Source organism: Paeniglutamicibacter sp. Y32M11, assembly GCF_019285735.1.
Lineage (GTDB): Bacteria > Actinomycetota > Actinomycetes > Actinomycetales > Micrococcaceae > Paeniglutamicibacter.
This window is the reverse complement of the sequence record NZ_CP079107.1, coordinates 415,064-440,288: the sequence shown is the minus strand read 5'-3', so window position 1 is coordinate 440,288 and position 25,225 is coordinate 415,064. Positions and strand designations below refer to the sequence as shown.

The window sequence follows — 25,225 nt, the reverse complement described above, 5'->3', positions numbered from 1 at the left end:
TCGCCAAATTTCCTCTTTCGTGATTTAGTTTCAACAAAAAGCCCGACTTTTCGGGCTTCGACCAAGCGACAGATCGCACATTAAGTGACGAAGGACACGTAGACCGGTATACTTCATGGAACGTGACCTAGCGACACACCGCACGAAGTGCCAACGGATTTTGCACGAGGCCCATTCGTCTGTATAGTTATTCGAGGTCGAACCGCAAGGTTGCTACCAAAATAAGAATATGCGCCCATAGCTCAGCTGGATAGAGCATCTGTCTACGGAACAGAAGGTCAGGGGTTCGAATCCCTTTGGGCGCACCACAGTAAAAAGCTACGAGAAATCGTGGCTTTTTGCATGTCACGTCGACCTACTCAACAGCGAGAATGTGAAAGCGGTGTTTGGGGAGAAACGACCGGCTGATGCATTAATCGCCACAACTTGCACGCTTGCTCAATGTCCATTTGACTTGACTCATGCAGACCCCCTTTGCGCTCAGGGCAGCCACGGAATCCGATGCACAATGGATTGCTGAGTTACGTGCAGTCGTGCTGAAAAATGATCTTGAACGCCTCGATCGCTACGATCCCGTGCGTGTGGGCCAACGCTTTCTCAACGGATTCCAACCCGAGCACACGAAGATCATCACCTTGGATGGACTTGCTGCGGGAAGCATCGCCCTGCGGCCAACCCCAGATAGTCAGTGGCTCGAACACTTCTACATCGATCCGCAGCATCAGGGCAAGGGACTGGGCGGGTCGGTACTGGCCGACCTCATGCGGCGGCACACCGACATTCGACCCTTCCGACTCAACGTACTGGCAGGAAGTCCGGCACAGCGTCTTTATCTACGCCACGGTTTTGTTGTCGATACCTCGGACCCCATCGATGTATTCATGGTGGCCCGTGGACTCACTCCAGGCAGGCCCGAATTGCTTACTTACTAATCAGGCTCCCCATGAGAGGGTCCACGCTGCCGTCGAACGACGAAACGGAATGAGCAATGGCATCAATTTTTGAACTGGCCTTGGGTGAAGACTTTCGGCGACTGCATCCGATGCTCCAAAAACGCTTTGGCGTTGATGTAGATTCCGGTTATGCCTGTATTGGTAGCGGGGTCTTTACTGAGGTACGGCGCGGGGCTTGGTGGACGTTGCCCTTTCTGGCGCTAGGTGCCTACCGCAACATCTTGTTTCCGGATCAGGGAAACAACATCCCCTTCACCATCGAAAACTATCCCTACCTCGATGGCTTTTCCCGACCAACCGTTACTTTTGTTCGGACTCTTAACGTCTCACGTTCCAAAATTCGCCGGTTCGACGCCACCATGGTGTTTAGCCCGCAACGGGGCCGGATCGTCGACTACCTTGGTACACACCAGCATCTAGCCACCGATCTCGAGTTGGAGGTCCTGGAAGACGGCACTCTTCACTTACAGACAACCGCCCAGCGTTTTTACGAAGGTCCGTTGGCCTTCACGTTTCCAGCCGCCTTCACCGGCACGGCAGATTTGTACGAGAGCTTTGATGATCAACGAGGCGTTTTCACCATGCAGATGCAGGTACGTAATCCGCACTTCGGATTCCTGTTCGGCTACCGCGGCGAGTTCACCTGCACGTTTCCTTCGCTGACAGAGGCACCCATCCCCCAGACACTAAAACCGCTGAGGGAAGAATGGCGCGATTAGGCGCCGTTCTCCCAGACGCGGTGCTTTGCCGTTACAACCACGCAACTCATCTGCACCACACGTCAGCCTCGTGTTTCCGCCATCGGTTCAGACGCAATAAATCAGCGCCCGGCTCCAAAAATGGAGGCCCAGACGCTGATGTACCTTCGAGACGCTAAGCCTTGTTCACTGCCTTCTTGAGCAGTTCCACAAGGTGCTCCTGGTCAGCTGCGCTCAGCTTCGTTACGGCGAAGGACGTCGGCCACAGGTTGCCGTCATCCAGCATGGCGTCGGGCTGGAAACCGATGGTCGCGTAGCGCACCTTGAACTTGGCTGCGCTTTGGAAAAACACCACAACCTTGCCCTCTGCGTTGGCATAGGCAGGCATTCCGTACCAGGTCTTCGCACCTAAATCGGTGTTCTTCTTGACCAGCTGGTGCAGGGTCTCGGCCAGTTCTTTGTCCGTGCCGGTCATCTCGGAGATGGCGCCGAGGCAGGCTGCTTCAAGATCCGCACCTAGCTTTGCGGCCTTTGCCTCGGCCGCTGCGGCACGCATCGCTGCCTTTTCCTCTTTACTGAAGGTGGTGCTCATGGGTGTTTCCTTTCAATGGTCTGCTCTATGAGCTTCACTCTAGGCGCACCGGGACCGTGGCTGCTTCTTGAATCCTGCTCGACCTGGTCAGGGCGTGCTCGGCACGGGGAGCTTCAATCAGCATCCGGGCTTGGTCTCTTAATCAACGATGACCACTAATGACGGTGGAACCAGTTCGGTAGGCCACCCGGCGAGCGCCGCCACATTTTTGATTCTTGGGGCTCCCGAGGGCCGCTTCAGCTCTACCATCTGTTGCGCATCTCCTCGGCCCAGCCGAGCAGCCCCGCGATCTGGATCCTGCGTTCCCCCACCTGCACCCACCCGGAGTAGTGGCCAAAGCATTGGTGTCCACGACTTCCGAACACCACCAGCTCGGTGCTACTGCTTCTATCCCAGAATGGTTCAAATTTCAGTTGGACGCTCTCCCCGGTAATGCTCCAGGGCGCCAACCAGTCGGAGGTGTTGTACTGCCAATCGAGTTCTTCGCTGATCTTGTGAAGCGTTCCATCGATAAGGAGGGAATTCTCCGTGGATCCACTACCATCGGTCCATTTGCCACCCATTTGAAGACCGAGCGTTTCGCCGTTCAGCTTCCCTGACGCGGCACCCCAGTTCCATGTCATTTTGTAGGGCCAGCGTCCACGCCCGTGATCGAGCACTGCCCAGCTCTCGCCCTCGGGGATCTCGTGGCGGGTACCCGCTATCTCAAGCCAACCCGTGGCGGGTCTTGCTACATCTTTGAGCGTGTATTGAAAGCGGTTTTTGGAGAAGGGAACCACCACGCCCAAGGCTTGGTGACCCGCCGGACGATGTGCCATCATCTCAAATGAGACCCCTGAAGTCTTCGCCCGCAACTGAGTTCTGCCGGGCACCTCGTCGATGGCGATCCGCAATTTCTTAGTGGTCGCACGGGCTGGACCTGCCCCGGCCGAGGCAGGAAGCGTAGCGGTGCCCGCCAGTGGAGCGACGGCGTCGCGTTCTAAGACCTTGCCCGTCGACCGCTCGTACACCATTACCGCATGCACTGCCGCGTAGTCGAGCGATGAGACCGTGAGAGCAATGATGTACTCGGGCGTCGTCACTGCCCAATACTCCCAGCGCTTGTTCCTTCCCCACGCGATACGGCCGGCACCAATGCCGGAGGTATCGTGAAGCGGTGTCCGGCTGAATCCGACGGCGTCAGGGTTCAGCGTTCCGTCGGCTTGCAGTAGGGCGACGGGCTCGGTAATTTCCCGTTCCACCAACATTTTGCTCATGGGTTCCTCGTCTTATGAAGCACGTGCTGCGGAGCTAGTGATCATATTTAACACGGCAAAGCGGTGGCCAAGTTCGTTATTGGCATTGCGTATTAGCTAGACGCAAATCATGGATACGCTTCCGCCATAGGTCAGCAGCCCCTTGCCCTCAACTAGTGCGAACCGCGCTTGATTAGCTCCGTGTTAATGATGGTGCGTTCGGGAACCTCGCCACCGGCAATCAGCTTGACCAGTAACTGGGCCATCATGGCGCCCTGCCGCTCCGCGGGTTGCTCGATGGTGGTCAGCGGCGGGGAAGCACTTTGTGCATACGAGTCGTTATCCACGGTGGTAATCGAAATGTCTTCCGGCACGCGGATACCGCGCTCATGGAGGATCTTCAGCGCTCCAAAGGCCATCTGCGCGCTGGCAATAAATATTCCGTCAATATCAACTCCCCGATCGAGTAGGGAAATCATGGCCGCTTCGCCTCCAGGTGGGGTGAAGTCGCCAAATTCAATCAGATCCGTTGCCAGTCCCACGGCTTCCAAGGCATCGTGCCAGCCTTGGAGCCGATCTTGTCCGGCACCCATGTTTTGCGGACCAGCAATCGTGGCGATCCTCCTGCGCCCGGATTCCAGGATGGTGCGTGTTGCGGTGATGGCAGCGGCGACATTGTCCACGTCGACCACGTGCAGTTCGCCGCTTTCATCACTCATGGGTCTGCCACCAAAGACCATGGGCAGCGAGCCGGCGAGTTCCACATAGGAACGGTCATCACTGTGGTGCGAAAGGATGAGGGCGCCATCCACATTGCCGCCGCGAAGGTAGCGTCCGGTCTTGGCAGGATCGGCCTCGGTGGCGATCAACAGGGTGAGAGTGAATTCGGTGTCGGCCAGGTACATGGCAGCACCTTGAATGACGGTGGCGAAATAGGGGTCCGAGAAGAACTTGGCCGCGTTTTCCGGAATGACCAGAGCTATGGAATTGGTTCGCCCATTGGCAAGTGAGCGCGCTGCCCTATTGGGGACGTACTTGAGTTCGGCAATGGCCTTATTGACCTGCTCGTTGACCTCGGCGCTGACCTTGGTGGAGCCATTTACGACGCGAGACACCGTGGCGCGCGAGACCCCCGCCCGGGCAGCCACCAATTCCAGCGTCGGCTGTGGTTTAGCGCTCTCACCCATTCGCTTTTCCCACTTTCGCTGTCAGCTACCGGCTCGACTCTTCCGTCACGGCGACGGAGAAATGCCGCGGAACACGAAGTATTCCGCGGCATCCGGTTTATGCCAGTGTACGACTCGCCGCGATCAGCTTCGCGTAGGCAAGCCCACTGTCCTTAATGGTTCTCTCCTGCGTGTCATAGTCCACCCTGACAATGCCGAAGCGTTTGGCGTATCCCCACGCCCACTCGAAGTTATCCAGCAGCGACCAGACGAAGTAGCCACGGACATCCACCCCGTCCTCGATGGCCTCGGCAACGGCTCCAATGTGGTCAAGGATGTAGGCCGCGCGCTCGCTATCTGCCACGGAACCGTCCGCTTCCACGGTGTCCTCATAGGCCGCCCCATTTTCGGTGATGTACAGCGGGGGCAGATTTGAATAGTCGGCCTTCAGCCGGTTCAGCAAGGTGCGAAGTCCCGCGGGATTCACTTCCCAGCCCATGGCGGTCAGCGGCAGGTCCCGGGCGGGGAAGGAGACATGTTCGCTTCCGACAAATGGAGAGCTCTTGGGGCTATTGGTGGGAACCACTGCCGGAGCGGCATGTGCCGAGGCAGGGTGACCGCTGACATTGTCATCGTGATAGTGATTCACACCCAAGAAATCGATGGGTTGGTGAATGGCAACCAAATCCCCGGGCTTGATGAGTTCGGCCAGACCGTACTCCTTCACGTCCTCGAGCAAGTCCGCGGGGTAGGAACCACACAGAATCGGGTCAAGGTACATGCGGTTCCACAGGGCATCGATGCGCCGGGCGGCATCAAGATCCGCCGAGTCGTTGGGATCATTTGGCACGGCATTGGTCAGGTTCAATGTAATGCCGATCTTTTCCACACCGAGCTCGCGCAACTCGGACGTGGCAAGACCATGGGCCAAATGCTGATGATGCATCGCCGCAAGTGCTGCACGTGGTTCGCGGCGACCCGGTGCGTGTTCACCTGCCGCATAGCCGATCAGTGAGGAACAAAGCGGTTCATTAAATGTCGTCCAGTGCGTGACGCGGTCCCCGAGCGCGCCGTGGACCGCCTGAGCATATTCCACAAAGCGATAGGCGGTGTCGCGGTTGGCCCAGCCGCCACGCTCCTCCAAAGCCTGCGGAAGATCCCAGTGATAGAGAGTCAGCCACGGCAGGATGTTGGCTTCCAACAGCTCATCGACCAATCGGCTGTAGAAATCCAGCCCCTTGGCATTAACGCTTCGCCCGCCCGGAACCACTCGAGCCCACGACGTGGAGAACCGGTAGGAATCCAACCCCAAGTTCTTCATGATGCCCACGTCTTCGGTGTACCGGTGGTAGTGGTCCACGGCCACTTCCAGATGATCACCACCGGCAATGGCGTTGGGTACGCGGGCGAAGGCATCCCAGATGGAATCCTCCTTGCCGTCAAGGTGTGCCGCGCCTTCGATCTGCGCTGCGGCCGTTGCGGATCCCCAAAGGAAACCCGTGGGCCATGAAAAGTCGTGCAATTTGTTGATGCTCATTAGCCTTTTACTGCTCCTGCCATGATTCCCGAAACAAGTTGTTTGCCGGCCACTACGAAGAGCAGCAGCAGCGGGATGGTGGCCATCACGGCACCTGCCATCACGATGGTGTGGTCAACGTATTTGGCCGATTGCAGTTGGCTCAGGGCCACCTGCAACGTTGGATTTTGCGGTGCCACCAGCAGCGGCCAGAGGTAGTCGGTCCAGGCCGTCATGAAGGTGAACAGACCTAGGATCGCCATCGCCGGACGTGCCGCGGGGACGCCCACATGCCAGAAGGTCTGGATCATGCTGGCTCCGTCAACACGGGCCGCCTCGATCAATTCGTCCGGGATGACATCCACTAAATACTGGCGCATGAAGAACACACCGAACGCGGTGACCAGCGTCGGAACCATGATCGCCCCGAGGGATCCGGTCCAGCCGAACTGCTTCATCATCATGAACAGCGGAATGATGCCCAGCTGTGTTGGCACGGCCAGGGTCGCGATCACAAAGACCATCAGTCCCTGCTTGCCGCGAAAGCGCAGTTTCGCGAAGGAGTAGCCGGCGAGCGTGGAGAATCCGACCACCGAAATCGTGATGATGCTCGAAACGATAATGCTGTTGCCTAGGGCTGACCAGAAGTCGATGGTCGTGAAGACCTCCGAGACGTTGGACAGGAAGGCCTCGCCGGGGAAGATGGGCGGCAACGAACCTTCAAAGGCGCCGCCGGAGCCGGATCCTGTGACAAATGACCACCACAACGGGTAGGCCCCGCCGAGGAAGAAGGCGAATAACAAGCCATAGGTGAGAAAGCCCGGCCGCCGGTCCAGACCGAAGGAACGCTTGCGTCCCGGTTTGGCCGGTACAACGTTCCTATTTTTCGCCGGGGGTAGTGCGGTTTTTAGGCTCATGACCGATGCTCCTTCGAGTTCTCCTGCGCAGCTTCGCGGGCGAGGAGCTGCGCGTCTTTTCGTGCTGAACGTCGTGCCGCGCGACCAATTTTCTCGCCCCTGCCGCCACCGGAGGAGGCAATGGAACGGGAAATGAGGAAGTTCAGTAGCCCGACCAGGATGATGATCAAGAAGAGTAGCCAAGCCACGGCGGACGCTTTGCCGAAGTCCCCGCGGTTGAAGGCCAGGTCCCAGAGGTACAAGACGGTGGTCTGGTATTCGCGGTTGGGTCCACCCAGCGTCGAGCTGCTGGGATTAAAGAGTTTCGGCTCGGTAAAGATCTGCAGGCCGCCGACCGTCGCGGTGATGATCACGAAGATCATGGACGGGCGGATTCCCGGCAATGTGATGGAGAAGAAGCGCCGGAAGGCTCCGGCACCATCTAGCGCGGCCGATTCGTGGAGTTCACGCGGAACTGCCTGCATGGCTGCCAGCAGGATCAACGCGTTGTAGCCCGTCCAGCGCCAGTTCACCATCGAGGCGATGGCGATATGGGAGGGGAAAACCTCGGACTTCCACGCGACCGGATCGAGATTGAGCAGTTGGAGGAAGTTGTTGATGAGCCCGTATTTTTCGTCGAAAGCGCTCGAGAAAATCAACGTCACCGCCACCGGAGTAACAACGTAGGGCAAGAGGATACTCATGCGCCAGAAGGTCTTGGCCCGTAAATTCTGATCCAAGATGGCGGCGATGAAGGTTGCCGCGATGAGCTGCGGGATGGCCGAGAGCAGGAAGATGCTGAAGGTGTTAAACAGCGAGTTCCAGAAGTACGGATCCGTGAGTTCGGTGACGTAGTTCTCCAGGCCGACCCACTCCCCCGCGCCCGAGAGCAGATCCCAATCGTTGATGGAAACGATAAAGGTATAGACCAGCGGGAAAAGTCCCACCATGGCGAAGAGGATAAAGAACGGCGCGATGTAGAGGTAGGGCGATACCTTAACGTCGAGTGCGCCAAACTTTGCGCGAAGCGAGGGACGCGGGCTGGTTCCGGAGCCGGGGGCACCGGTGCTTTCCGCATCGGGCCTGCCGTGCTTTTGCTGCGGCTCCGAAGGCGGACTGATGATGCTGGTCATGAGACTCTTCTCCCAGTGGGACGGAGGCTCGGCACAACGCGTGCGCCGAGCCTCCGAACTGCGTGGTGGATTATTTGAGGTCGAGGTTCTTCAGGGTGGTCAGCGCGTCATTCCATGCGCTCTTTCCGTCGGTTCCCTTATCCAGCGCGATGGTTGCCGGGCCGAAGACCTGCTCCTGAATGACCGAGTCGTTGGCGCCCTTGAATTGGGCCTTGACTCCCTCGGAACGCGAGGCCAGAATCTCGCCGACCGGTGCATCATTGAAGAACTTGCTCAAATCGTTGCTGCCGGTGACGCCCGGATCGGTTTGGGCAGCTGTCACGCTCGGGAAGGTTCCCGCGGCTTGGAAGGCCGCGACCTGTGACTTTGCGTCGGTCAGGTACGCGGCAAGTTCGGCCGCTTCGGCCGGGTGCTTGGACGTGGTGGGTACCGTCAGGAACGTTCCTCCCCAGTTGGTGGGACCGCCGGGGAAGACATCGGCAAAGTCCCATCCTGAGTCGGCGTTTCCGCCAGCGGCTTCAATCTGTCCTTGGACGACACCGAGCATCCATCCCGGGCAGACGGAGGTCGCGAAGGATCCGTCGACAAAGGCCTTGCCCTTGCCCCAGTCCCACTGAGTCTGGCCCGAGGAGAGACCCGCGGCGGCACCGCCGGCCAGTTCATCCCAGCGCTCTGCCAGTGCGGTATTTCCCTCGATGTTCAACGAGCCATCTGCCTTGTAGTAGCCCTCGGGCAGCTGATTGACCATCGAGTTCCAGACGAAGCCGGACTGGTCGTACCAGGCTTTGCCACTGGCCGCCTTATACTTCTTGCCGGTCTCGAAGTAGTTGGCCCAGGTGGCATCGTCCCCGCCCAGCGCGGCAGCAACCTCGGTGCGATCGGTGGGAAGCCCTGCTTCCTTAAAGAGTTTCTTGTTGTAGCACAGGCCGACCGGACCGATATCGGTGCCGTAGGCGATCACGCGGTCCTTTGAGTCGGTGGCCTGTTCGGTCTTCCAGGAAACCCAGCGGTCCTTGATGTCTGCCGCACCGTACTGACCGAGGTCGGTGAAGGAGTCCGAGACGGCCATGACCTGACCGAGCCAGCCCTCTTCAACGGCCTGGACATCGGGCAGCCCGGCCCCGGCGGCCTGCTTCGTCTTCCAATCGGTCAGCGCGTTTCCGCCGGTGTCGATGTTGGTGGCCTTGATGGTGACGCCCGGGTGATCGGCTTCGTACTGCTTGTACAGGCCGTCGAGTCCCATGGTTCCGAACGTGGTGACGGTCAGTGTCACCGGGTTATCGCTTGAGGCCGGCTCGGCCGAGGTGGCTCCGGAGGAGCACCCCACTGCCAAGAGTGCGAAGGCTGCTGCTCCTGCGAGGGCCGTGGCGGTCCTAGTGTGGCGTGAAATCTTCACGTTCACTCCTTTGTATGCGTCGGTGGTGCTGCGTGTGAATGGAGTTTGATCAAAAATGAGAGCGCTCTCATTTCGTGCCGACGAGCACCCTTCGCAAGACGTACCGGGGAATCGTCGAATATTGAGAGCGCTCTCACAAACCAGTGTGAGCGCTCTCACAAGATCGCTAGATACAAGATTCCATGGCTTTCAATAAATGTCAACACCGAACACCTCCCGGCTTTGAGCCTGGTGCCACCGCTCAAAGCGGGCAAAGCTCACCCGCTGGCGACAGCTAACACCCCACTTGCGACAGATAAGAAGGTGAGTTCGGGCACGATTCGGACGATGGAATCGACCGCCGGGCAAAAGCTATGTATAGTTGTTCGAGGTCAAGCCGTGAGGCTGGATCAACAATAAAATATGCGCCCATAGCTCAGCTGGATAGAGCATCTGTCTACGGAACAGAAGGTCAGGGGTTCGAATCCCTTTGGGCGCACCAAATGAAAAAGCCGCGAGAAATCGCGGCTTTTTTGTGGTCTACGACCGAATCGCAATGCGAAACCATCTCGTCATGGCTCCCCACGAGAATTCTCCTAGATTCATCTCACGCGGTGAGCCGCTTAAGAACATCTTCGTAAATCGATTCATCGATCAATCCGAAAGATACCGCATTGTCCACGTCGATGAACGTTCCGGCAATGTCACTTTCTAACTCACCAAATTCATTGAACTTCGGGGCACTGCGGTATGGCCAAGCTACCAACTCGCAGATTACCTCCTCACGGCCAATCAAGCCCGCGGCAAATCGCTGGCATAGCTCATGCGGCGAGGCTGCCCCGAAGCCTTGCACGGCATCTGGCACTTTCGCGGCACGTTGCAGCGCCTTGGCCACCGCCGGCTGCGATAAGCGCAACACCTTGGCCATCTGAACCTGCGTCATCTGCCGGTGCGCAGCTTTAAGCGTCCGCTTGTAGTCAAGCAAAGCGACTTCTACAAGTTCCTTGGAGCGCAATAGCTGCCCCGCCAAGTCCTCATCACGTGGTGGATCAACGTTCTGACTCACGGCAACCTCCAAAGCTCGAAATTACTACCCCACATCCCGACTATAACAGATGTTATATTTGCGCACGAGGGCTTAGCACTCGATGAGACACCGCAGGCGAAGCAGGATCACGCCGGGCCCGAGAAGCTAAATTCTGCCGCGGATTGGAGCAACGGCAGATTATCGTGATTTGGATGGCCAGTATTTGAGGGTTTATGAGGCAGCACCATCCCCGGCCTAGGTAGATGCCGTCCATCTGGACTTGGCCGTAGATCTTTCCGGTGACCGCGAGGGTGGGTTCGATGTTCCATCACCACTGCGTGGAGCGGCGGAAAGTTCGACCGCCACCGGGTCCGATCTCTGCTTGAGAATCCGTGCCCATGAGCCACTGCAGGAACAGGTCCAGTTCTGCTTTGAGGGCTAGGTCGCGACGTTTGCGGACGCTGCTGGCTTCACAGTCAATGTATCTCCAGCGTTGGGTCCCGGCGGTCGTCTTTCCATTGCGTTTCATCCGAGATCCGCACACATCACTGTGCTTCGATTTTCCAGAACCATTCACGGTTAATGGCTCAAGGCTATAAGAAACCCCGTTCTGCCGCGCTACCGTCGGGAAGCGGGCCCCTCACCGACCCCTTTCTGTCCTATAAGCCCTATTCCGGACGGATCGCCCGTGATCGATCGGTTGACGCGGGGCTAGAAGCACAGCAAGGCCATCCCGCTCGTCATCTTCACCGATCTCGGCGGTCAGCACCATCGCCGCCAAGTCCGCTTCGCGATCCCGCGTTGAGACCCCATGCCCATGAGCGCTCGCGCACCCTGCACCGCCATCGTACTGAGCTCACTAATATGAGTCAGCACGCCGTTTTGTACAATCTCGGCAGCGCATAGAATCCTCAAGCCGGGACCCTGCCACGCGCCAACCTGGTCATGCCAGGAGAATACAGCTTCGGGACTGGTGCGAATTGGCTTGATAGTCCGTCAAGGATCATGTCCGATCGTTTGGCGAGGCTCGGTCAATCCGGGCGATGAACGTGCGTAGCCATTCGATGGCGGGAGCGGCATTAGGGACCACATCTAGGCCCTAGGCGGCTTCAGTGTAGTGGGTTACCCAGCCCCCACCCTCGAACATTGAAGAAGGCCAGGAACGAATCCTTCGGTAGGCGAATAGACGATTACAAGTGGCCCGGACCACTGCGAATTCGAGACGCCCGCGGGCATCTAGGAGTCGAAGGTCTGCGAGGTCACGGGCGCGGTCGCTACCGAACACGATGGAAATGTGCATTTTTAGGTGATTTGGTGGCGAGCGGGCATTACCGCCACCGGGTGTGGTGCGGGAGACCCCCAGAAGTGAACATTTCACTGAAGCCAGGCGCCAGAGCGAACTCGGGATGGTCAGCGTCACCGATCTCATTGTGACCAAGTTCCAAGGGCACTGTGCACCAATGCTTCCGCCCCCGCAGTCAAGCTTTAAGTCGAATAGCTTCATCACGTACGAGGCAGGAATTCCCGTGGGTTTCGCGGGGCGCTCGACGAGACTTCCAGCAAACGCACCCCACACTTTCCCGATGGCACTCTTTGAAGTCGGCGCGGAATGTCGCCAGTCCGTGCGTGCGCGTGGCGTCAAGATCGCGAGTGAACCTGGTGCTGGAGCCACAACGCAGCGCGCTCGCGCCGCCACCTTTCACCGCGCCCTCAGGAAGCATTTTTCCGATCGCGACCAGAGCCAACGCCGTCCGCCGGCGAAGGGCGAGGGATTCGTCTCCACCTGAGCTCGTCATTCGCCGGATAAGAGCGTTGAGGCAACTGGGGGGTGTCGTACCTCATTCGGCGAGCTCCTTGCGCTCGCGGTTCCACATCACCTTAGTCAACAGGCCCTCGGCGCGGGCCTTAACTGCCAAAACAGTTCGGAGCCGAGTGCCGGGGGCTTGCCCAGACACTCGAGGAGCGCTTCGCTGAGCTGCTGGCCGCGGATCCCTCGGTAGCGGGAAACCTTCGTTCCGGCTGGCGCCTGAATCAGCTCCCCGTAGGCGGGCATTGCGCGGCGGGGTCGGCGGGAGGTCAGCCATACGGTAAAGACCTTGTCCTCGGCGGTAGAGGCCATTGCGGACTTTGAGCTTTGGCAAATCTACGGCGAGCACACCAACGTCCACTGCATCCGCGGTGATGACATATCCATAGTTGTCGTAGGCGATCTCACGTAGTACGTCTCTATAGTTTATTGCCATGTCAAAACTCTTCCAGAAACGGTATTATCTTGACCTGCCACCCTTGGAACCCGCGCACGCTTACAGGACGACCGAGGTTGTGCAAATTCCATGTACGGCACGAGGGTTGAACATGGATCGGGCGAGCGCGGCACCATAAGCCAAGACAGCCGTACCAGTCAACCCTCGATATCTTCAGCGTTCCTCACTGCGTTCCACGCGTCCCGGAGTTTCCGCGTCCCAGCCCTCCACCCTGCGGCATATGCCAGCTACCCCGCGGGTAACCAGATCTGCCTGTGAAGCTTAGACACCTTTATTTTCCCAGTTCAGGTGATCTTTTCCTCGCAAATCACAGTTAGTGAATCTCCAACCCATGAAACCGCTGGGCTAACAACCTCGCGTACGTGCACGATGTAGCCTGAACAAATCGGGGAGGGTGGGCCAGTCATAGCCCAAACCATGAAACCGCTGGATCAAACGGTTTGCCGACACGCAAGAACGATCAGGTTGGTTTTGAATTAAGATCAAAGATCTGCGAATGATTCCTAATCGGTTCCCAGCCCTTCCCTCCGGAGCGTATCGATATCTACTTGTACGCCGTCGATCACCCCAGAAGGAACCTTGCCAATGCCAGATCGATTTTGCTGTGTATGGTGTTTAGTCCACTCGACGAGGGATGCAGAGCAACACTCGGTTGGCCAGTATTTTGCCAGAGGCGTGGTTTCAATTTCAGTCCGAAACTTATCTTTGTTGCCGGCTGCCACTCTGGCGGCCTCCGAAATCATTCCGTAAGCCATCAGGGGATCCATGTTCCCATTGGCGATCCCGGCATGGAGCAGCTCCAGCGCGATTGGATTGACTTCTGAAGCAGGAAAAATATTGACCGGGATGAGGTAAAGATTCATAGACGGGTTGTCTGCAACCTTCCTAAGTTCGTCAATGTCGGATTTCATGAACTCCTGACAGAACGGACAGGAGGGGTCGACCATTACGGCCACCTCACGCGCATTAGGGGAGTAGGTGCCCGCTGACACTCCTCTTGGCCCGTACCCCACCGGCATTGTCCCTGAAGCCGGCATATGGTGCGGGGATGCCTCACCCTTTGCCCTAGTCGAGCTGTTGGCCTGCACGGCAAGCCAGATGACAAGGACGGCGATTAACACTGCCATTATTGCAATGAACCAAGATAGCGTTCTGCTAACGTATTTACCAGCCCGATTGATGTCCTTATTATGAATTGCCATTTTTCCTCCGAGCCTCAAAAATGAATACCGCAACCACAGCAAGTAGAACTAAAAATATCGAGACGACTAACGCCGCCATGTCCTTAGGGGCATGAAGGCGAAGGCTGATCGCGCCAAACGCCGCACCCACGCCAACAATGCTTCCAGCCGTCCGGCCCGGTGCCGTCAGCATAGACCGGCGTAGTAGGTACCCAACCACTGAAACCACCGCTCCCCCGAGGAGCGCACCCATAAGAAGGTTCTCCCAGCCGATCCATGAGCCACGGGCACCCGCAACCGCCGCATAAGCACCCGCTGGCGTTAAGGCAAGAGCCGACAATTTCGTATGGATTCCCAGAGCTAGACCTAGCCATTCACGCTTTGCAACGCCAAACCTACGGAATTCAGCGTATGGGTCCAGGGAACTGAAGATTCCCATAGCGGCGAGAGAGCTAGCCCACCCAGCACTGAAAAAGAGGATCCGTGCTTCATCGATACGGCCTGTATGACCGAACCGTACCGCAGCCAGCGTAAGTAGGAGTGCGAATCCTGCATATAGCATTGTCTCCAGCCAGGGAGACACGTTCCGGGCGGAGAGCGTGGATACGTAGGCGTTGAATGGTTTTGCAGCAAGGCCTGAGATGCGTTCGCGCGGGTTCATATCCGGATGCGCGGAGGCCATTAACGGTGGCTTCCGTTGGTCTGCCTTGATCACAACCTGCGAGACGATCAACGCGATCAGGATCGTGAGCGTCGCACCGAGCCCAAGGGTTACCAAAAGCTCAGTAGTCGTGAAGCCAATGGAGCGCTCAAGGATAGAGCCGGGCAGCACTACCTGCAGCAGTGCCGGCACGTCCGAACGTTCTACAAACTGCGCAATGGTCCATGTAGCTATGGGGGCGCTTGCAATCATGAGAGCACCGGTGACCCACGGCGACAGCCAGAATCTACCACGTCCTTGGACCCATGTAAGCACTCCCCCCACTAAGGTTGCTGGTAGGAGGGCGTTAACTACCCCTGCCAGGAACGCCGCCCCTACGCGAGGGTCCTTGAGATCTAGAGCACTAGCGTAGGCGAGCACAAGAAAGGCCCCAGATGCTAGGACAGTCACTGCTGGGGACAGGACGGACACGATGGCGGTGATTCTCCTTGCACGGTGACTCATCGGGAAGGGCATGAGTGCCGCGCTGCGGGTGAGAATAGCCCGAGTGGAAGTGCATAGCTGCACGATGAAAAAGAGCGAAGATGCATACCCTATTCCGAAGAGCCCTAGGGATAGCAGCGGATAGCCAAGCCCCACGGCGTCCAGCTCACGCCCTAGATTCCAAGAACGGTTAAGTAGGAGTAGATACAAGGCGAGCAGCGTAAGACCAATCAAGACCTTTAAGATACGGGAGGAGGCCAATCGCCCCAGAAGTTTCGACTCTGCACTCCGGACGCTCTGGGCCAGGACGGCCCGAGTCACATAAGCGTCTACCTTCAGAGGACTACCCAGCTTCATCAGTGAATTCCGTGAAGATCTGAACCATCCGCGTCGCAGCACTCTCCAGGCCAGATTCGGCAGGGCGGATGGCTTCGACGAGGCGGCCTCCGCGGAGAGCAAGAATCTCGTCCGAACTACGTGCCACAGAGTCAAGATCGTGATTAGACATCACCACAGTGGAGCCTTCGTCACGGACTAGCTCCTGCAACTGGGCTCGGAGCGCGATGCTAGTCAAGAAGTCAAGGCCGTTCTGCGGTTCGTCGACCAAGAGGAGGCTTGGGCGGTTCATTAAGCCACAGATGAGGCGAGATTTCTTGCGGTTCCCGAGGCTCAAGTTCTTAGTTCGCTTGTCAAATTCGGAGAACCCAAGCTTTTCAGCAAGGCTGAAGGCCTCTTCCAGCAAAATGATGGTATCGGTCGCTCGGTGCAATTCTTGGACTCTTGCGGCCATAGCCCATGTCTCCTCTGAAGTCATTTCGTCGAAGAGGGTATGACTCGAGTCAGGAATGTAGGACACTCCATGCCAAGCTCCGAAGTCCCTATGTCCGAGTGCAGAACCGTTCCACATGACAGTGCCCGAATCCACCCGCCCATCGCCCACTAGAGATGTGAACAATGTGGTTTTCCCTGATCCGTTGGGCCCGATTATAGAAGTTATACCTCGGCGAAAATCATGAGTCACTGGGCCGAGGACAAAGTCCCCGGCCGTTGCTTGCAGGTCGCAAATGTTAAGCACGGGACACCTTTCTGGACATGACCATTTCCTTTATCGCGGCACCGACGTTTCTTCCGTCCTGTGACGGTGGAATAAGTGTGGCAATGTTTGTTAAAATAGGAAGTAGTGGCAATCCTAGAATTAGAGCACTTTGAATCGCTGTTTCAGTAAGATTGGGGGCCGCTTGTGGCAACATCGCAATCCATAAGGCTGCCAGCCCCCACGCAACCATTGCACCAGCGACGGGACCTATTGTGGCAATCCAGATCTCTTGACCGGGCGAGGTCCGCAGGCGATTAAGTACCACAGATGTACCTTCGCGGTAGAGAAACTGCGGCGTTGAACTGCATCCGCGTGCAGCTCCCAAGTGTGCAGCCTCATGCACTACTCCGGCTGCAACGAATACGGCTGTTGACGAGATGATCCCGATGCAAAAGCTGACCAAGGTCAAATAGGTAATCTGCATCTCAGCGGACGTGAATAGACCGAGCAATAAGCCTCCGAGCAATACGGAAATACTGAGACCATTAATCATCATCGATCTAGCTACCAACATAGCAGTGTTAAAATAGGTCGGACTAAGAGATATTCGTCGGCACAAAGTCAATTTTATATTGCGATTATGAAATGTTAGGTATTGCGAATCTTTCACTCGGCGCACCATCATCATACTCGCATTCCTGGCCCATGTGGAATAAAAATTTATGTAACCAGACGTCTGGGCCTCATGGAGGAATCTACATACATCTAACTCCAACGCATCACTTGGGACGTCGTAGCGTTCATTCAAGGAACCAACAAGATGCCCGATAGCGACGGTTCCTTGGTCTGGTATGAGCTCCATGAGCTCCATGCCAACACGATTTCCTTGGAATGAACTCAGCGACGTAAACACTTCACTTCGACTGACGCGATCGCGGACGTCATAGCCAGTGTGTGCGATCTCCATTCAGCATCCTAGCGAAGTGTGAAAATGGCGCACGTCGGTGAAAAAGTCACCTAGACCGTTCGAATCACAGTTCGACCAAATAAGATACGAATAAAGGAATATTGATACCAGAATTCCAACAATTGTAATTAAAGCCGGTAACCAAATCATTGACTGCTTTGATTTTTTTGTCACATCTGCCACAATACCGCTCCTCATGATATTTCTTTAAACACGTAAAAGCTCGGGGTGGCCCACTTCTCGTGGACCACCCCAGGGTTGCGCAGCTTAACAGCCGGCGCCCCACCAGGACTTGACGGTGTTCACGGCCTGGCTAAAGGACCGGCACTTGTCCGGGCATTGACTGCAGACCCAGACAACATGGCCGATGCTCGCGCCCGTGGCAATAGAAACGGCACCCGCAAGGGCCGCAATGATCGGTATCACACCGTTCTCTGCGGTCTCGTTCGCAGTGAATACAGTCGGGGCCTCGTACATAATGGTGGTCATGATTGATCCTTTTCCTGATCGCCCGCACATCTTTGCGGACTGGGTGAGATGGACGAAAGTTACATAGATCACCGTAACTCAAATAGATTCATTAAATTTATATTTTTGGCCAAAAGGAATAAATTGTGTACTAAAGTACACATCGATCAGACAAATTGTGCACCTAAGTACTCATACATAGTGCGTACTCGACAACGTAGAAACTCCCTCCAGTTGAGTCCACTTCGCTGTCCGGCGCAGCTGGGTTGGGGGGCTGGTGAACCTTGATGCCGCCAGTGAGGGTAGCGACCTTGATCCTGCGCATGCTCCTGCGCCCGTGCCCGGTATCTTGCTGCTGGTTCCCTAGTGGAACATCCTTCCAGGGCAAAGCGTGGAGTTGCCTGAGCTGCTTGGGTTGATTCCCTTTCGCCGTCATCAGAAAATGGGCACCTCATGCGTGAAGGAACTGCGCATGGCGTCCCAACGTATGCAGTTCATCAATGGTGATGGTCTTGCCTTTCTGATCCCCGAATGTCGCCAAAAGCGAGTCAAGTCGGGTGATCTCGTTTGTTTTAATACCGACGTCGAGTTGTCCGCTGACGGTGTCGTGGTCCAGTGCTGCCATGAGGTGCATACGGTCCCCGCCACCATTTTGGCCCCGCGCATTTCTTTCCGGTCGATGGCGATGAAACGGGCGTCGACTTGCATTTGCATCAATGTGCCCAGAGCTTGGTCGAAGGCCTCGGCGTTCAGGCAAGCGAGCGCGCGTTGGAAAGTGGTGACGTGCGGTGCCACAAATTCGGTGCTGCGCAACGAGGTGGAGGCGGCAGAGGTGGACCAGTCTGCTATGTCGACGACGGATCTTGCGCCAGCCAGCCAGCACCGCGCAGAGCGCAACTGCCAGGATCCAACCCAGCTGGTTCCGGAAGCCACGGCGTTTGTGGTGGTCGGGGAACGAGGCGAGCGCCTAGAAGATAGATTCCGGTGTCACGAAGCGGTGGAGGTCTTCAGGGATGTCTTCCAGTTGGCCATGGAGAATGTTGATGGAGGAAGATGGCATGGAAAAACTCCTGTTGGAACGATGATCGTAGACAATCACCCGTTTTAACAGGAGTTTTTCGTCATTAAAAGCACTGCCAGGCAGTGTAGGAAGAATCGTTCACGAGTAGTCACTCACAACTTTGCATTACCACTGTCCCGTGCGGTGGGGAAATGCACGGAAAATCCCCAGTGGACCGCGGCAAAATGGGCACCAAACGCTCCGTCCTCACAGACGGCAAAGGCATCCCGCGCGGCTGCGTAGCTGCACCAGCTAACCGACACGATTCCCCACTGATACGTCCCACCCTAGAGAAAATCTCACGCTTCGGGTTCCACCTGCACCGCAGATCACCGTGCACCTGGATGCCGGCTACGACAGCTCAAAACCCGTACCCTGCTCATCGAACTCGGATGCGAAGGAGTCATCAGCACCAGCGATGAACCACTGCAGGCCGGAGCCCGTTGGGTCGTTAAACGAACCAGCGCCTGGCACGATCGCGGCTTCAAGAAACTGTTGATCTGCACCGAACGCAAGACCAAAGTCAATGACGCGATGATCAGGTTCGCCAACAGCATCATCGTCATGCGACGCTTGATCCGCGAGGTCCGGACCACCCATCGCTGGGACAACAGACCGAAGGGAAAACCCTAACGATCAGACCCTATTGGCGCATTTTCTTAGAAAGATCAGCAAACGCCGAAGTACGAACAAAAGAGGCTTCCGAACGATGGCTTCGCCAAGGAATCTGCAAAGAAGCCAAATGTTAGAGACGTGGCGACAGGCAGGTTAACCATATTTTAGCTCCTCAGGCAGGGGATCAAGCAATTCATGTTAGTGACGACTGCAGTCCATAATTACTTTTTCATGTTCTGCCCTGACGCGCATCATACAAAAGTACAATTCTCGTAAATTACCGCATTTTTCTGTGCATCAAGCTCCTTGAGAACCACCCAGTTCTTTCTTGATCGCTTGAACAGTGCGGCTACGACAGGTGCTCCTTAGTGGTAGGCCCATGAGGAGATCATCCACCAAGCCCTGCATGAGTACTAGTCTGTCCACGGGAGCGAGCACGGCGGTGCAGTTGACTGAGTCATGCAGGGTCCTTGCGCTCAATGGTGTCGGCGGGGCCCGACTGGCGCCATATGGATTCAGATACGGAAGTGGCCGCGGTGTCTTTCCCGGGAAAACCGGCGACCATTTCTCACTAGCTTCGATTTTTCATCGAGTGCATGCAGGCCGCTGGTTCCGTGATTTCCCAGAGAACAGCAGCCTGCCCGTTTTTCCATCATTCCAAGGTGGCCATGTCGCTGACTGTGGGACTGGGTTCGATCTCCCAGAAGGGGCTTTTTTCATCTCGAGGGGGCGTGCTTCGGTGCGAATGCTTATGCCGTGAGGTGGCCGTTGCGCCAGCGGTTTCGCAACCGTGCGGCGCCCTCGAATAAGCGTGGTGAGCAGCTGCGATTCGGGCTCGGATTCGGGGACCAGCAGCCTTTTCTGCCGGGCACTGCTGATGATCTTTCAGGCGATCGAGAACAGCCGGTAGCGCCACCGCTTCAGGTCCTGGACTCAGGCAACATGGCCTGCGGGAAGGACGGAGAGTTGCATCCAAGACACGCGGTTGACCGCGAGCACGGCCAGGTTGGCCTAGAGCTGGTTTGCATCAATTGCATAGAAAGGTAGCCGGCCCAAGCCCGCGTTCTTGTGGGTCTTGATGCGGTTTTCGCGTCTGGCTCGGGCCAGGTACCGGGCATCGAGGAATACGACGTTGAAGCGGGGTGCGTTGGTGAGCAACGCCGTGATGCGGTGCCCGTCGACGTCATAAAGGGCGCATTGGCACAGGGATGCAAGGGTTCGGCTCGTCATGGGGTCCTCGGATATTGGAACTGTCCGAATGCCTCCTTTCGGGGTTGAGTCCGTCGGCTGACATCGGCTGCGTAGTTCGTCCCGTCTCCGCTGCTGGCGCGTTGCCATTGGACCGCGATGCCGATGTGGATTCCGAGCATGCGAGCCATCAGCGCCGCCGGCAGGTCAATGGCGAGCTGGAACAGTGCGGTGGAGCGCGCCAGTCCGGGTAGGATCCCAAGTTTCTTGAGTCGGATGCCCAACTGGGGGTGGGCTGATCGCTTGTACGGGTCTGCCACCGGGGAATAACCATGGTGAGGATTCCCCTGCGCAGAAGGCTGTGTGAAGAGGCAGGTCGGCCTTCACCTGCCTGATCAGGATTCCTAGGAGGTCGGGCAGGACGATGGGTCCACGCCCGAGCCGAAGTAATACCTGATCTACCTCGACGTGGACATTATCGAGCCTCAGGCGGCTGATGGAGGAGAGACGCTGGGCATAGAAGATGGCCAAGAGCACCACAACTCGGTCTTTAGGTTTGAGCGTTGTATCGTTGAGGAGCTGGCGCGCGTCCTCCCAGCATTCCTCGGTGCTGATGGCGGTGGACGGCCCTCCCCATTTCTCTGCGCGGAAGTGCAAGGTAGTCAGCTTGTTGGCGTTCACCCAACGGATGAAGTTCCCGGTTTCGGCCCGCAGCGTTGCGTCCTATCTGACTCTTCTATATCTAGTCAAGCCGTTTCCTGAACCTTTTGCCTGAGACGAGGCGGTCAGGATCCTGAATATGCGACGAGCCAGATAGCGCTTGATGCAACGTCGGATTTCCTTGTCCGTCTTGCCCTCGGCCCGACGTTTCTCGACATAGTCGCAGGTTTCTGAGTCATAGGTCATTCTGGTGATCGCAGCCATGTGTAAGGCGCTGTTGAGCCTCCTGTCGACTCCCTGATTCAGTCGATGCCTCACCGTGTATCCCGACGGTGCCGGGATGGGGTTCACCCCGGCCAGACACGCAAAGGCAGCCTCGCTATGGACCGTCCATCGTGGGACCACGCTACCAAACACTTTGCCGCGTCCACCGCCCGGAGACCCTTCACCTCGAAAAGCGGGGCTGTCTCGCTGACGTTGACCAGCTCGTCCAAGTTCGGCTCGTTGGACTTCAGCTGCTCTCCGAGGTCCAGAACGCGCTTGGCAAGACGGACCGCCTCGGCACGGCCGATACCAAGGGCCAGTTATTCCTCACTTTAACGCCGCCGCGAGATCTCTTCGATCTGCACCGGGGTGAGCTTCGTGCGGGCATCAATACCGAAGTCGTTGCGGCGAGCCAAGGCGTTCAAGGCATTGGTAGAACGGGTACGGCCCTTGGCCATGAAATCCCGGAATCGTCCGCTGCGACACGCAACAGGACTTAAGTTCAGGGAATGCATTTAATTTCAGGTACCTTTGGCTGAGCGGGACCCAAATCTCGTATCAAGTAGTCCGTGCTCCACCGCAGCCACCAAGATTTGCACCCGATCGCGGACACCGAGCTTCTTCATAACCTTCACGAATCGAGCCTTGATGGTGGATTCGGTGACAAATAGCTCGGCTGCCATTTCACGGTTGCTCATGCCCCTCCCAAGCAGCCGAATGACTTCAAGTTCCTTGTCCGTGAGTACTTCGACGAGGGTTGGATTGGGAATCAGCTCGGCCGGAACGGACGTCGAAAGGCCCTGCACCACATGACGGGTGACTTCGGGGGAAAGCACCGATTCTCCCGCCATGACGGTGCGGATGGCCGTCGTGATCTCTTTCGGCTTTGCGTCCTTAACCAGATAGCCGGAGGCGCCCGCCCGCAGCAGGTCAACGACATAACGGTCCGTGGAAAACGTACTGAGTCCTAGGATAGCGATCTCGGGATGCGCGTCATGAATCTGCGCGGCCGCGGCCACTCCGTCCATGACGGGCATCTGCATATCCATGAGTATCACGTCGGGACGCAAGGCAGAAGCCTGAACCACCGCAGCTTTTCCGTCGCAAGCCTCGCCCACAATATGGAGAGTCGGATCGGAAGACAGATAGTCGCGCAGGATTTCCCTAGCCAAAGCCTCGTCATCCACCAGCAGTACTGTCGTCACGGTTTTCCTCCCATATGGACCTAATGCATTCACGCACGTTGGGCTTGCCAGCTCAGCCGGCAGTAACATCTGCAGTCATCATCTTCCCACGGCGCCAGCTAACGCCGCGGCAACGGTAAACCCACCAACGGGATTGTTACGAACGTCGACCAACGCTCGGCCGTTAATCCAGAATCAACAAACCCGCCAAATATCTCACAGCGAGCAATCATGGCTTCCAACCCGGTATGGGACGAGATGATCGGGTTGCCGGAGGAAACCTCGTTTTCGGCCTTGAGCATCACGGTATCGTCCCCGATAACTAGATGCACTAGGACGGTCCCACTGACGCTTGCATGCTTGAGCACGTTGGTTCCAAGTTCGCGAATGGTACGGCGTAAGACCTGTCGAAGGCTGGCCGGGATCTTGGCCACGTCGCCTTCCACCTGAAGGACTACCTCGAAATCTGCCCTCCGCAACGCCTCGACAACCCGGTCCAGGTCGTTCACGAAGCCCACAGCAGTCGTAGTTTCACCCGACATCGCAGCCGTTCCGAGAATCTCTACGTCGTCGTTCCGACCTTGTAACGGGACGGGGTCGGGCACCACCAGTTCCTGCTTCAGCAGCATCACAAGACTCCTCAGGTCTTGAAGAGTCTGCTGGGCAGCATCGCCGATCCCTTCCAGGATTCTTGCCGTCTTGGTCGGATCATCTACAAACTCGGCGCGTCTGGCCTGCATCGCGATCACAGTCACGTCATGAGCGACGATGTCATGGAGCTCATGTGCCAAAAGGGTTCGTTCTTCACTACGTATGCGCGCCTGTTCCTGCTCAAGGTTTCGGATCTGCACGGAACTTCGTTCGTGTCGCCGCCGGTACATGTTCAAGCTCAGACCAGCCACTGCTGCCAAGCTGCATAAGAGGACCAACAACAGTGTGGGAACCACATGTGTTCCCGGCGAAAGGAGAAACAGCCCTAAGGCCAAGGCTATGGATGAGATCGGGAACAAAAGGGCAAATTTCCACGGCAAAAGACAGCAGCACACCGCCATGACAATCACCGATGGAAAGATCATTCCAAAGACAAGTATCCCGGGCAGGCCAGCCAGCCCAATCAGAATGGCACTGACGTACCAAACGAAAACGCTTGGCAAGACACCCAATGACAAGGCAGCCAGCGACATGAACGGCGCGGCCAGTAAAAGCAGTCCTGGATTGGAAACATACGTTGTACCGTCCATCAGCACGTCGGTCCCGTACATGACCAGTGCTAACACCACGGGAACTGTTCGACCTATGAGACCACCAGGCATCGGCTTGGTGTCATCAACCAGTTGTGTCCACGTTTTCATGTCTTCAATTCTGCCATCACTCAATCTTTGAGTTCTTGACGTGCTATATCGTGTAGCCCCAAAAGTATTGATGTCCGCCATCTTTGGAGCCCTAGATCCCGAGGCCCTATTTAAACCAAAGTATTTAATCGGCCTTGCTACGATGCCACTTGGGCGGTGATGCAGGTGGGACTTTCCATCACCAGGGAGTCCAGACGCACAGAAGGAATCCCATCCCCGGCATCCAACTCGAAGGCCTCGACCGTATTGGACAGCTGATTGGCCACCAGCATTGAGTCACCCACCTGCAGATGATGCCGCGGCCATTCCCCTTCACAGGCCGAACTGCCCACGAGCACCGGGATTCCCGCCTTAAGCCCAAGCACCACTACCTTCTGGGCGCCACGAACACCGATGTAAAGACGGTCTCGGTACTTGTCCAAGGACAACTCGGCAGGAAAATGTTCGCCGGGCACAATCTCTTCGCCAAGCCCGGTTCGGGCCACCTCACGATATTCGCCCGAAGCGTCGGGGCTCAGCGTGATGACTTCAGCGCCATGTTCGGTAGCGACATAAATGAACCCCGAGGGATGCTCCACTAGATGTCGCGGGCCGTCGCCCTTGTGCAAGACGATGACTTGTTGCAGCAGCAATTGGCCATCAAGCAGTTCCCACAGGCGCAGTGAATCGTGCCCAAGATCGGTGGTGATGATCCTTCCCGAACGCAACACCGTGGCTTGATGAGAATGCGATGCCCGCCCCTCATGACCGGGGACCGCAAAGGGATCTCTGGAGGTCGGCGCCAGACTGGGCAGTCCCAGCGAACCGTCGGTGGCTAGCGGGTAGATCAAAATCTTCCCATCGCCGTAGCAGCTGGCGATGAGATAACTTCCGGCCAAGGCCAGGTGACATACCAGCGCTCCGGCGGAAATCGGACGCCCCAAAGGGGCAAGCCGGTCGGTGCCCACGATCGTATAGGCAGCCACCTCACCCCGATGTTCGAGCGCCGCATAGAGCACCGGCAGTGTCGGGTGGACGGTCAGCCACGAGGGGGAATCTGCGGCGTGGGCCAGCCCGAGGTCCGTGAGCACCCCATTATTGATACCCATCGTTCGGATGCCCTGACTGGTACCGCCACCGTCCGGCGAATATCCGCCGACCCAAAACCTCTTGATCATGCCCCCATCTTCCCCCGAACAACGCCCTCACATGGAGATCAAGGGCTAAAAGTTGCCCTATCGTGTCCTAAGGTTGCGCACCCGGAGTCGTCAC

At 57.1% G+C, this 25,225-nt stretch carries 21 protein-coding genes, 2 tRNA genes and 3 pseudogenes; 6 read left to right on the top strand and 20 right to left on the bottom strand.

Annotation, left to right across the window (positions count from 1 at the left end; all coding sequences use genetic code 11):
• Positions 1 to 231: 231 nt before the first annotated feature.
• From KUF55_RS01985 to KUF55_RS01975, 3 genes are all read left to right on the top strand, one after another.
• Positions 232 to 308 (top strand) — tRNA-Arg (locus KUF55_RS01985).
• A gap of 153 nt (positions 309 to 461) precedes the next feature.
• On the top strand, positions 462 to 932 hold the full coding sequence (locus tag KUF55_RS01980; protein WP_218817845.1) for a GNAT family N-acetyltransferase: 471 nt from the start codon (positions 462 to 464) through the stop codon (positions 930 to 932).
• 56 nt (positions 933 to 988) lie between these two features.
• Positions 989 to 1,672, top strand: a complete 684-nt coding sequence (locus tag KUF55_RS01975) for a DUF4166 domain-containing protein (RefSeq protein WP_218817844.1) — start codon at positions 989 to 991, stop codon at positions 1,670 to 1,672.
• A gap of 154 nt (positions 1,673 to 1,826) precedes the next feature.
• Here the strand turns inward: KUF55_RS01975 and KUF55_RS01970 are convergent, their stop codons facing one another.
• The 7 genes from KUF55_RS01970 to KUF55_RS01940 all read right to left on the bottom strand — a co-directional run bounded on the left by KUF55_RS01970 (position 1,827) and on the right by KUF55_RS01940 (position 9,585).
• Positions 1,827 to 2,243, bottom strand: coding sequence for a hypothetical protein (locus KUF55_RS01970; protein WP_218817843.1), 417 nt, complete (start codon positions 2,241 to 2,243; stop codon positions 1,827 to 1,829).
• 242 nt (positions 2,244 to 2,485) lie between these two features.
• Complete coding sequence (locus KUF55_RS01965; RefSeq protein WP_218817842.1) at positions 2,486 to 3,499, bottom strand: DUF2804 domain-containing protein; 1,014 nt, start codon at positions 3,497 to 3,499, stop codon at positions 2,486 to 2,488.
• A gap of 152 nt (positions 3,500 to 3,651) precedes the next feature.
• Positions 3,652 to 4,665 carry a LacI family DNA-binding transcriptional regulator gene (locus KUF55_RS01960; protein WP_218817841.1) on the bottom strand — a complete coding sequence of 338 codons (1,014 nt, stop codon included), beginning with the start codon at positions 4,663 to 4,665 and terminating at the stop codon, positions 3,652 to 3,654.
• Positions 4,666 to 4,762: 97 nt separating this feature from the next.
• Positions 4,763 to 6,181 carry a GH1 family beta-glucosidase gene (locus KUF55_RS01955; protein ID WP_218817840.1) on the bottom strand — a complete coding sequence of 473 codons (1,419 nt, stop codon included), beginning with the start codon at positions 6,179 to 6,181 and terminating at the stop codon, positions 4,763 to 4,765.
• Positions 6,181 to 7,077, bottom strand: a complete 897-nt coding sequence (locus tag KUF55_RS01950) for a carbohydrate ABC transporter permease (protein WP_218817839.1) — start codon at positions 7,075 to 7,077, stop codon at positions 6,181 to 6,183. Before KUF55_RS01950 ends, KUF55_RS01955 begins: the two co-directional genes overlap by 1 nt.
• The gene (locus KUF55_RS01945; RefSeq protein ID WP_132365218.1) at positions 7,074 to 8,189 is read right to left on the bottom strand and encodes a carbohydrate ABC transporter permease; all 1,116 of its coding nucleotides are present in this window, start codon (positions 8,187 to 8,189) and stop codon (positions 7,074 to 7,076) included. The genes KUF55_RS01950 and KUF55_RS01945 overlap by 4 nt, the downstream gene beginning before the upstream one ends.
• Positions 8,190 to 8,259: 70 nt before the next feature.
• A complete protein-coding gene (locus KUF55_RS01940; protein WP_218817838.1) occupies positions 8,260 to 9,585 on the bottom strand; it encodes an ABC transporter substrate-binding protein in 1,326 nt (441 codons plus the stop codon).
• A 404-nt stretch (positions 9,586 to 9,989) separates the two neighbouring features.
• Here KUF55_RS01940 and KUF55_RS01935 point away from each other — a divergent pair.
• A tRNA-Arg gene (locus KUF55_RS01935) sits at positions 9,990 to 10,066 on the top strand.
• A gap of 105 nt (positions 10,067 to 10,171) precedes the next feature.
• Here KUF55_RS01935 and KUF55_RS01930 read toward each other — a convergent pair.
• The 8 genes from KUF55_RS01930 to KUF55_RS01895 all read right to left on the bottom strand — a co-directional run bounded on the left by KUF55_RS01930 (position 10,172) and on the right by KUF55_RS01895 (position 17,672).
• Entirely contained in the window at positions 10,172 to 10,630 is a 459-nt protein-coding gene (locus KUF55_RS01930) for a hypothetical protein (protein ID WP_218817837.1), read from the bottom strand.
• 289 nt (positions 10,631 to 10,919) lie between these two features.
• Positions 10,920 to 11,120, bottom strand: a complete 201-nt coding sequence (locus KUF55_RS01925; protein WP_218817836.1) for a hypothetical protein — start codon at positions 11,118 to 11,120, stop codon at positions 10,920 to 10,922.
• 1,309 nt (positions 11,121 to 12,429) lie between these two features.
• The gene (locus KUF55_RS01920; RefSeq protein WP_218817835.1) at positions 12,430 to 12,834 is read right to left on the bottom strand and encodes a hypothetical protein; all 405 of its coding nucleotides are present in this window, start codon (positions 12,832 to 12,834) and stop codon (positions 12,430 to 12,432) included.
• 524 nt (positions 12,835 to 13,358) lie between these two features.
• Complete coding sequence (locus KUF55_RS01915) at positions 13,359 to 14,057, bottom strand: hypothetical protein (protein ID WP_218817834.1); 699 nt, start codon at positions 14,055 to 14,057, stop codon at positions 13,359 to 13,361.
• Positions 14,044 to 14,949: a hypothetical protein gene (locus KUF55_RS01910; RefSeq protein WP_218817833.1), complete on the bottom strand. Its 906-nt coding sequence runs from the start codon at positions 14,947 to 14,949 to the stop codon at positions 14,044 to 14,046. Before KUF55_RS01910 ends, KUF55_RS01915 begins: the two co-directional genes overlap by 14 nt.
• Positions 14,950 to 15,523: 574 nt before the next feature.
• Complete coding sequence (locus tag KUF55_RS01905; protein WP_370630979.1) at positions 15,524 to 16,201, bottom strand: ATP-binding cassette domain-containing protein; 678 nt, start codon at positions 16,199 to 16,201, stop codon at positions 15,524 to 15,526.
• A 46-nt stretch (positions 16,202 to 16,247) separates the two neighbouring features.
• The gene (locus tag KUF55_RS01900) at positions 16,248 to 17,183 is read right to left on the bottom strand and encodes a PqqD family protein (RefSeq protein ID WP_218817831.1); all 936 of its coding nucleotides are present in this window, start codon (positions 17,181 to 17,183) and stop codon (positions 16,248 to 16,250) included.
• Positions 17,184 to 17,450: 267 nt separating this feature from the next.
• Positions 17,451 to 17,672 carry a hypothetical protein gene (locus tag KUF55_RS01895; protein ID WP_218817830.1) on the bottom strand — a complete coding sequence of 74 codons (222 nt, stop codon included), beginning with the start codon at positions 17,670 to 17,672 and terminating at the stop codon, positions 17,451 to 17,453.
• 376 nt (positions 17,673 to 18,048) lie between these two features.
• Here KUF55_RS01895 and KUF55_RS01890 point away from each other — a divergent pair, with 376 nt between their 5' ends.
• Positions 18,049 to 18,759 (top strand): hypothetical protein, encoded by a 711-nt coding sequence (locus KUF55_RS01890; RefSeq protein WP_218817829.1) that lies wholly within the window; start codon positions 18,049 to 18,051, stop codon positions 18,757 to 18,759.
• A 74-nt stretch (positions 18,760 to 18,833) separates the two neighbouring features.
• Positions 18,834 to 19,344, top strand: a pseudogene (locus tag KUF55_RS01885) (transposase); the annotation flags it as partial.
• A 731-nt stretch (positions 19,345 to 20,075) separates the two neighbouring features.
• On the opposite strand, the pseudogene KUF55_RS18650 reads toward KUF55_RS01885, so the two are convergent.
• From KUF55_RS18650 to KUF55_RS01860, 5 genes and pseudogenes are all read right to left on the bottom strand, one after another.
• Positions 20,076 to 20,552 (bottom strand): annotated as a pseudogene (locus tag KUF55_RS18650) (transposase); the annotation flags it as partial.
• 685 nt (positions 20,553 to 21,237) lie between these two features.
• Positions 21,238 to 21,905 (bottom strand): annotated as a pseudogene (locus KUF55_RS18645) (transposase); the annotation flags it as partial.
• 54 nt (positions 21,906 to 21,959) lie between these two features.
• Positions 21,960 to 22,643, bottom strand: coding sequence for a response regulator transcription factor (locus KUF55_RS01870; protein ID WP_218817826.1), 684 nt, complete (start codon positions 22,641 to 22,643; stop codon positions 21,960 to 21,962).
• A gap of 98 nt (positions 22,644 to 22,741) precedes the next feature.
• Positions 22,742 to 23,974 carry a sensor histidine kinase gene (locus KUF55_RS01865; RefSeq protein WP_218817825.1) on the bottom strand — a complete coding sequence of 411 codons (1,233 nt, stop codon included), beginning with the start codon at positions 23,972 to 23,974 and terminating at the stop codon, positions 22,742 to 22,744.
• A 137-nt stretch (positions 23,975 to 24,111) separates the two neighbouring features.
• Positions 24,112 to 25,131, bottom strand: a complete 1,020-nt coding sequence (locus tag KUF55_RS01860; RefSeq protein WP_218817824.1) for a beta-propeller fold lactonase family protein — start codon at positions 25,129 to 25,131, stop codon at positions 24,112 to 24,114.
• Between the last annotated feature and the right edge of the window lie 94 nt (positions 25,132 to 25,225).

Excerpts from the sequence above, each read along its gene's own strand:
- KUF55_RS01980 (WP_218817845.1), top strand. The coding sequence starts at position 462 with ATGCAGACCCCCTTTGCGCTCAGGGCAGCCACGGAATCCGATGCACAA.
- KUF55_RS01975 (WP_218817844.1), top strand. The coding sequence starts at position 989 with ATGGCATCAATTTTTGAACTGGCCTTGGGTGAAGACTTTCGGCGACTG.
- KUF55_RS01970 (WP_218817843.1), bottom strand. The coding sequence starts at position 2,243 with ATGAGCACCACCTTCAGTAAAGAGGAAAAGGCAGCGATGCGTGCCGCA.
- KUF55_RS01965 (WP_218817842.1), bottom strand. The coding sequence starts at position 3,499 with ATGAGCAAAATGTTGGTGGAACGGGAAATTACCGAGCCCGTCGCCCTA.
- KUF55_RS01960 (WP_218817841.1), bottom strand. The coding sequence starts at position 4,665 with ATGGGTGAGAGCGCTAAACCACAGCCGACGCTGGAATTGGTGGCTGCC.
- KUF55_RS01955 (WP_218817840.1), bottom strand. The coding sequence starts at position 6,181 with ATGAGCATCAACAAATTGCACGACTTTTCATGGCCCACGGGTTTCCTT.
- KUF55_RS01950 (WP_218817839.1), bottom strand. The coding sequence starts at position 7,077 with ATGAGCCTAAAAACCGCACTACCCCCGGCGAAAAATAGGAACGTTGTA.
- KUF55_RS01945 (WP_132365218.1), bottom strand. The coding sequence starts at position 8,189 with ATGACCAGCATCATCAGTCCGCCTTCGGAGCCGCAGCAAAAGCACGGC.
- KUF55_RS01925 (WP_218817836.1), bottom strand. The coding sequence starts at position 11,120 with ATGAAACGCAATGGAAAGACGACCGCCGGGACCCAACGCTGGAGATAC.
- KUF55_RS01920 (WP_218817835.1), bottom strand. The coding sequence starts at position 12,834 with ATGGCAATAAACTATAGAGACGTACTACGTGAGATCGCCTACGACAAC.
- KUF55_RS01915 (WP_218817834.1), bottom strand. The coding sequence starts at position 14,057 with ATGGCAATTCATAATAAGGACATCAATCGGGCTGGTAAATACGTTAGC.
- KUF55_RS01910 (WP_218817833.1), bottom strand. The coding sequence starts at position 14,949 with ATGATTGCAAGCGCCCCCATAGCTACATGGACCATTGCGCAGTTTGTA.
- KUF55_RS01900 (WP_218817831.1), bottom strand. The coding sequence starts at position 17,183 with ATGGAGATCGCACACACTGGCTATGACGTCCGCGATCGCGTCAGTCGA.
- KUF55_RS01895 (WP_218817830.1), bottom strand. The coding sequence starts at position 17,672 with ATGACCACCATTATGTACGAGGCCCCGACTGTATTCACTGCGAACGAG.
- KUF55_RS01865 (WP_218817825.1), bottom strand. The coding sequence starts at position 23,974 with ATGAAAACGTGGACACAACTGGTTGATGACACCAAGCCGATGCCTGGT.
- KUF55_RS01860 (WP_218817824.1), bottom strand. The coding sequence starts at position 25,131 with ATGATCAAGAGGTTTTGGGTCGGCGGATATTCGCCGGACGGTGGCGGT.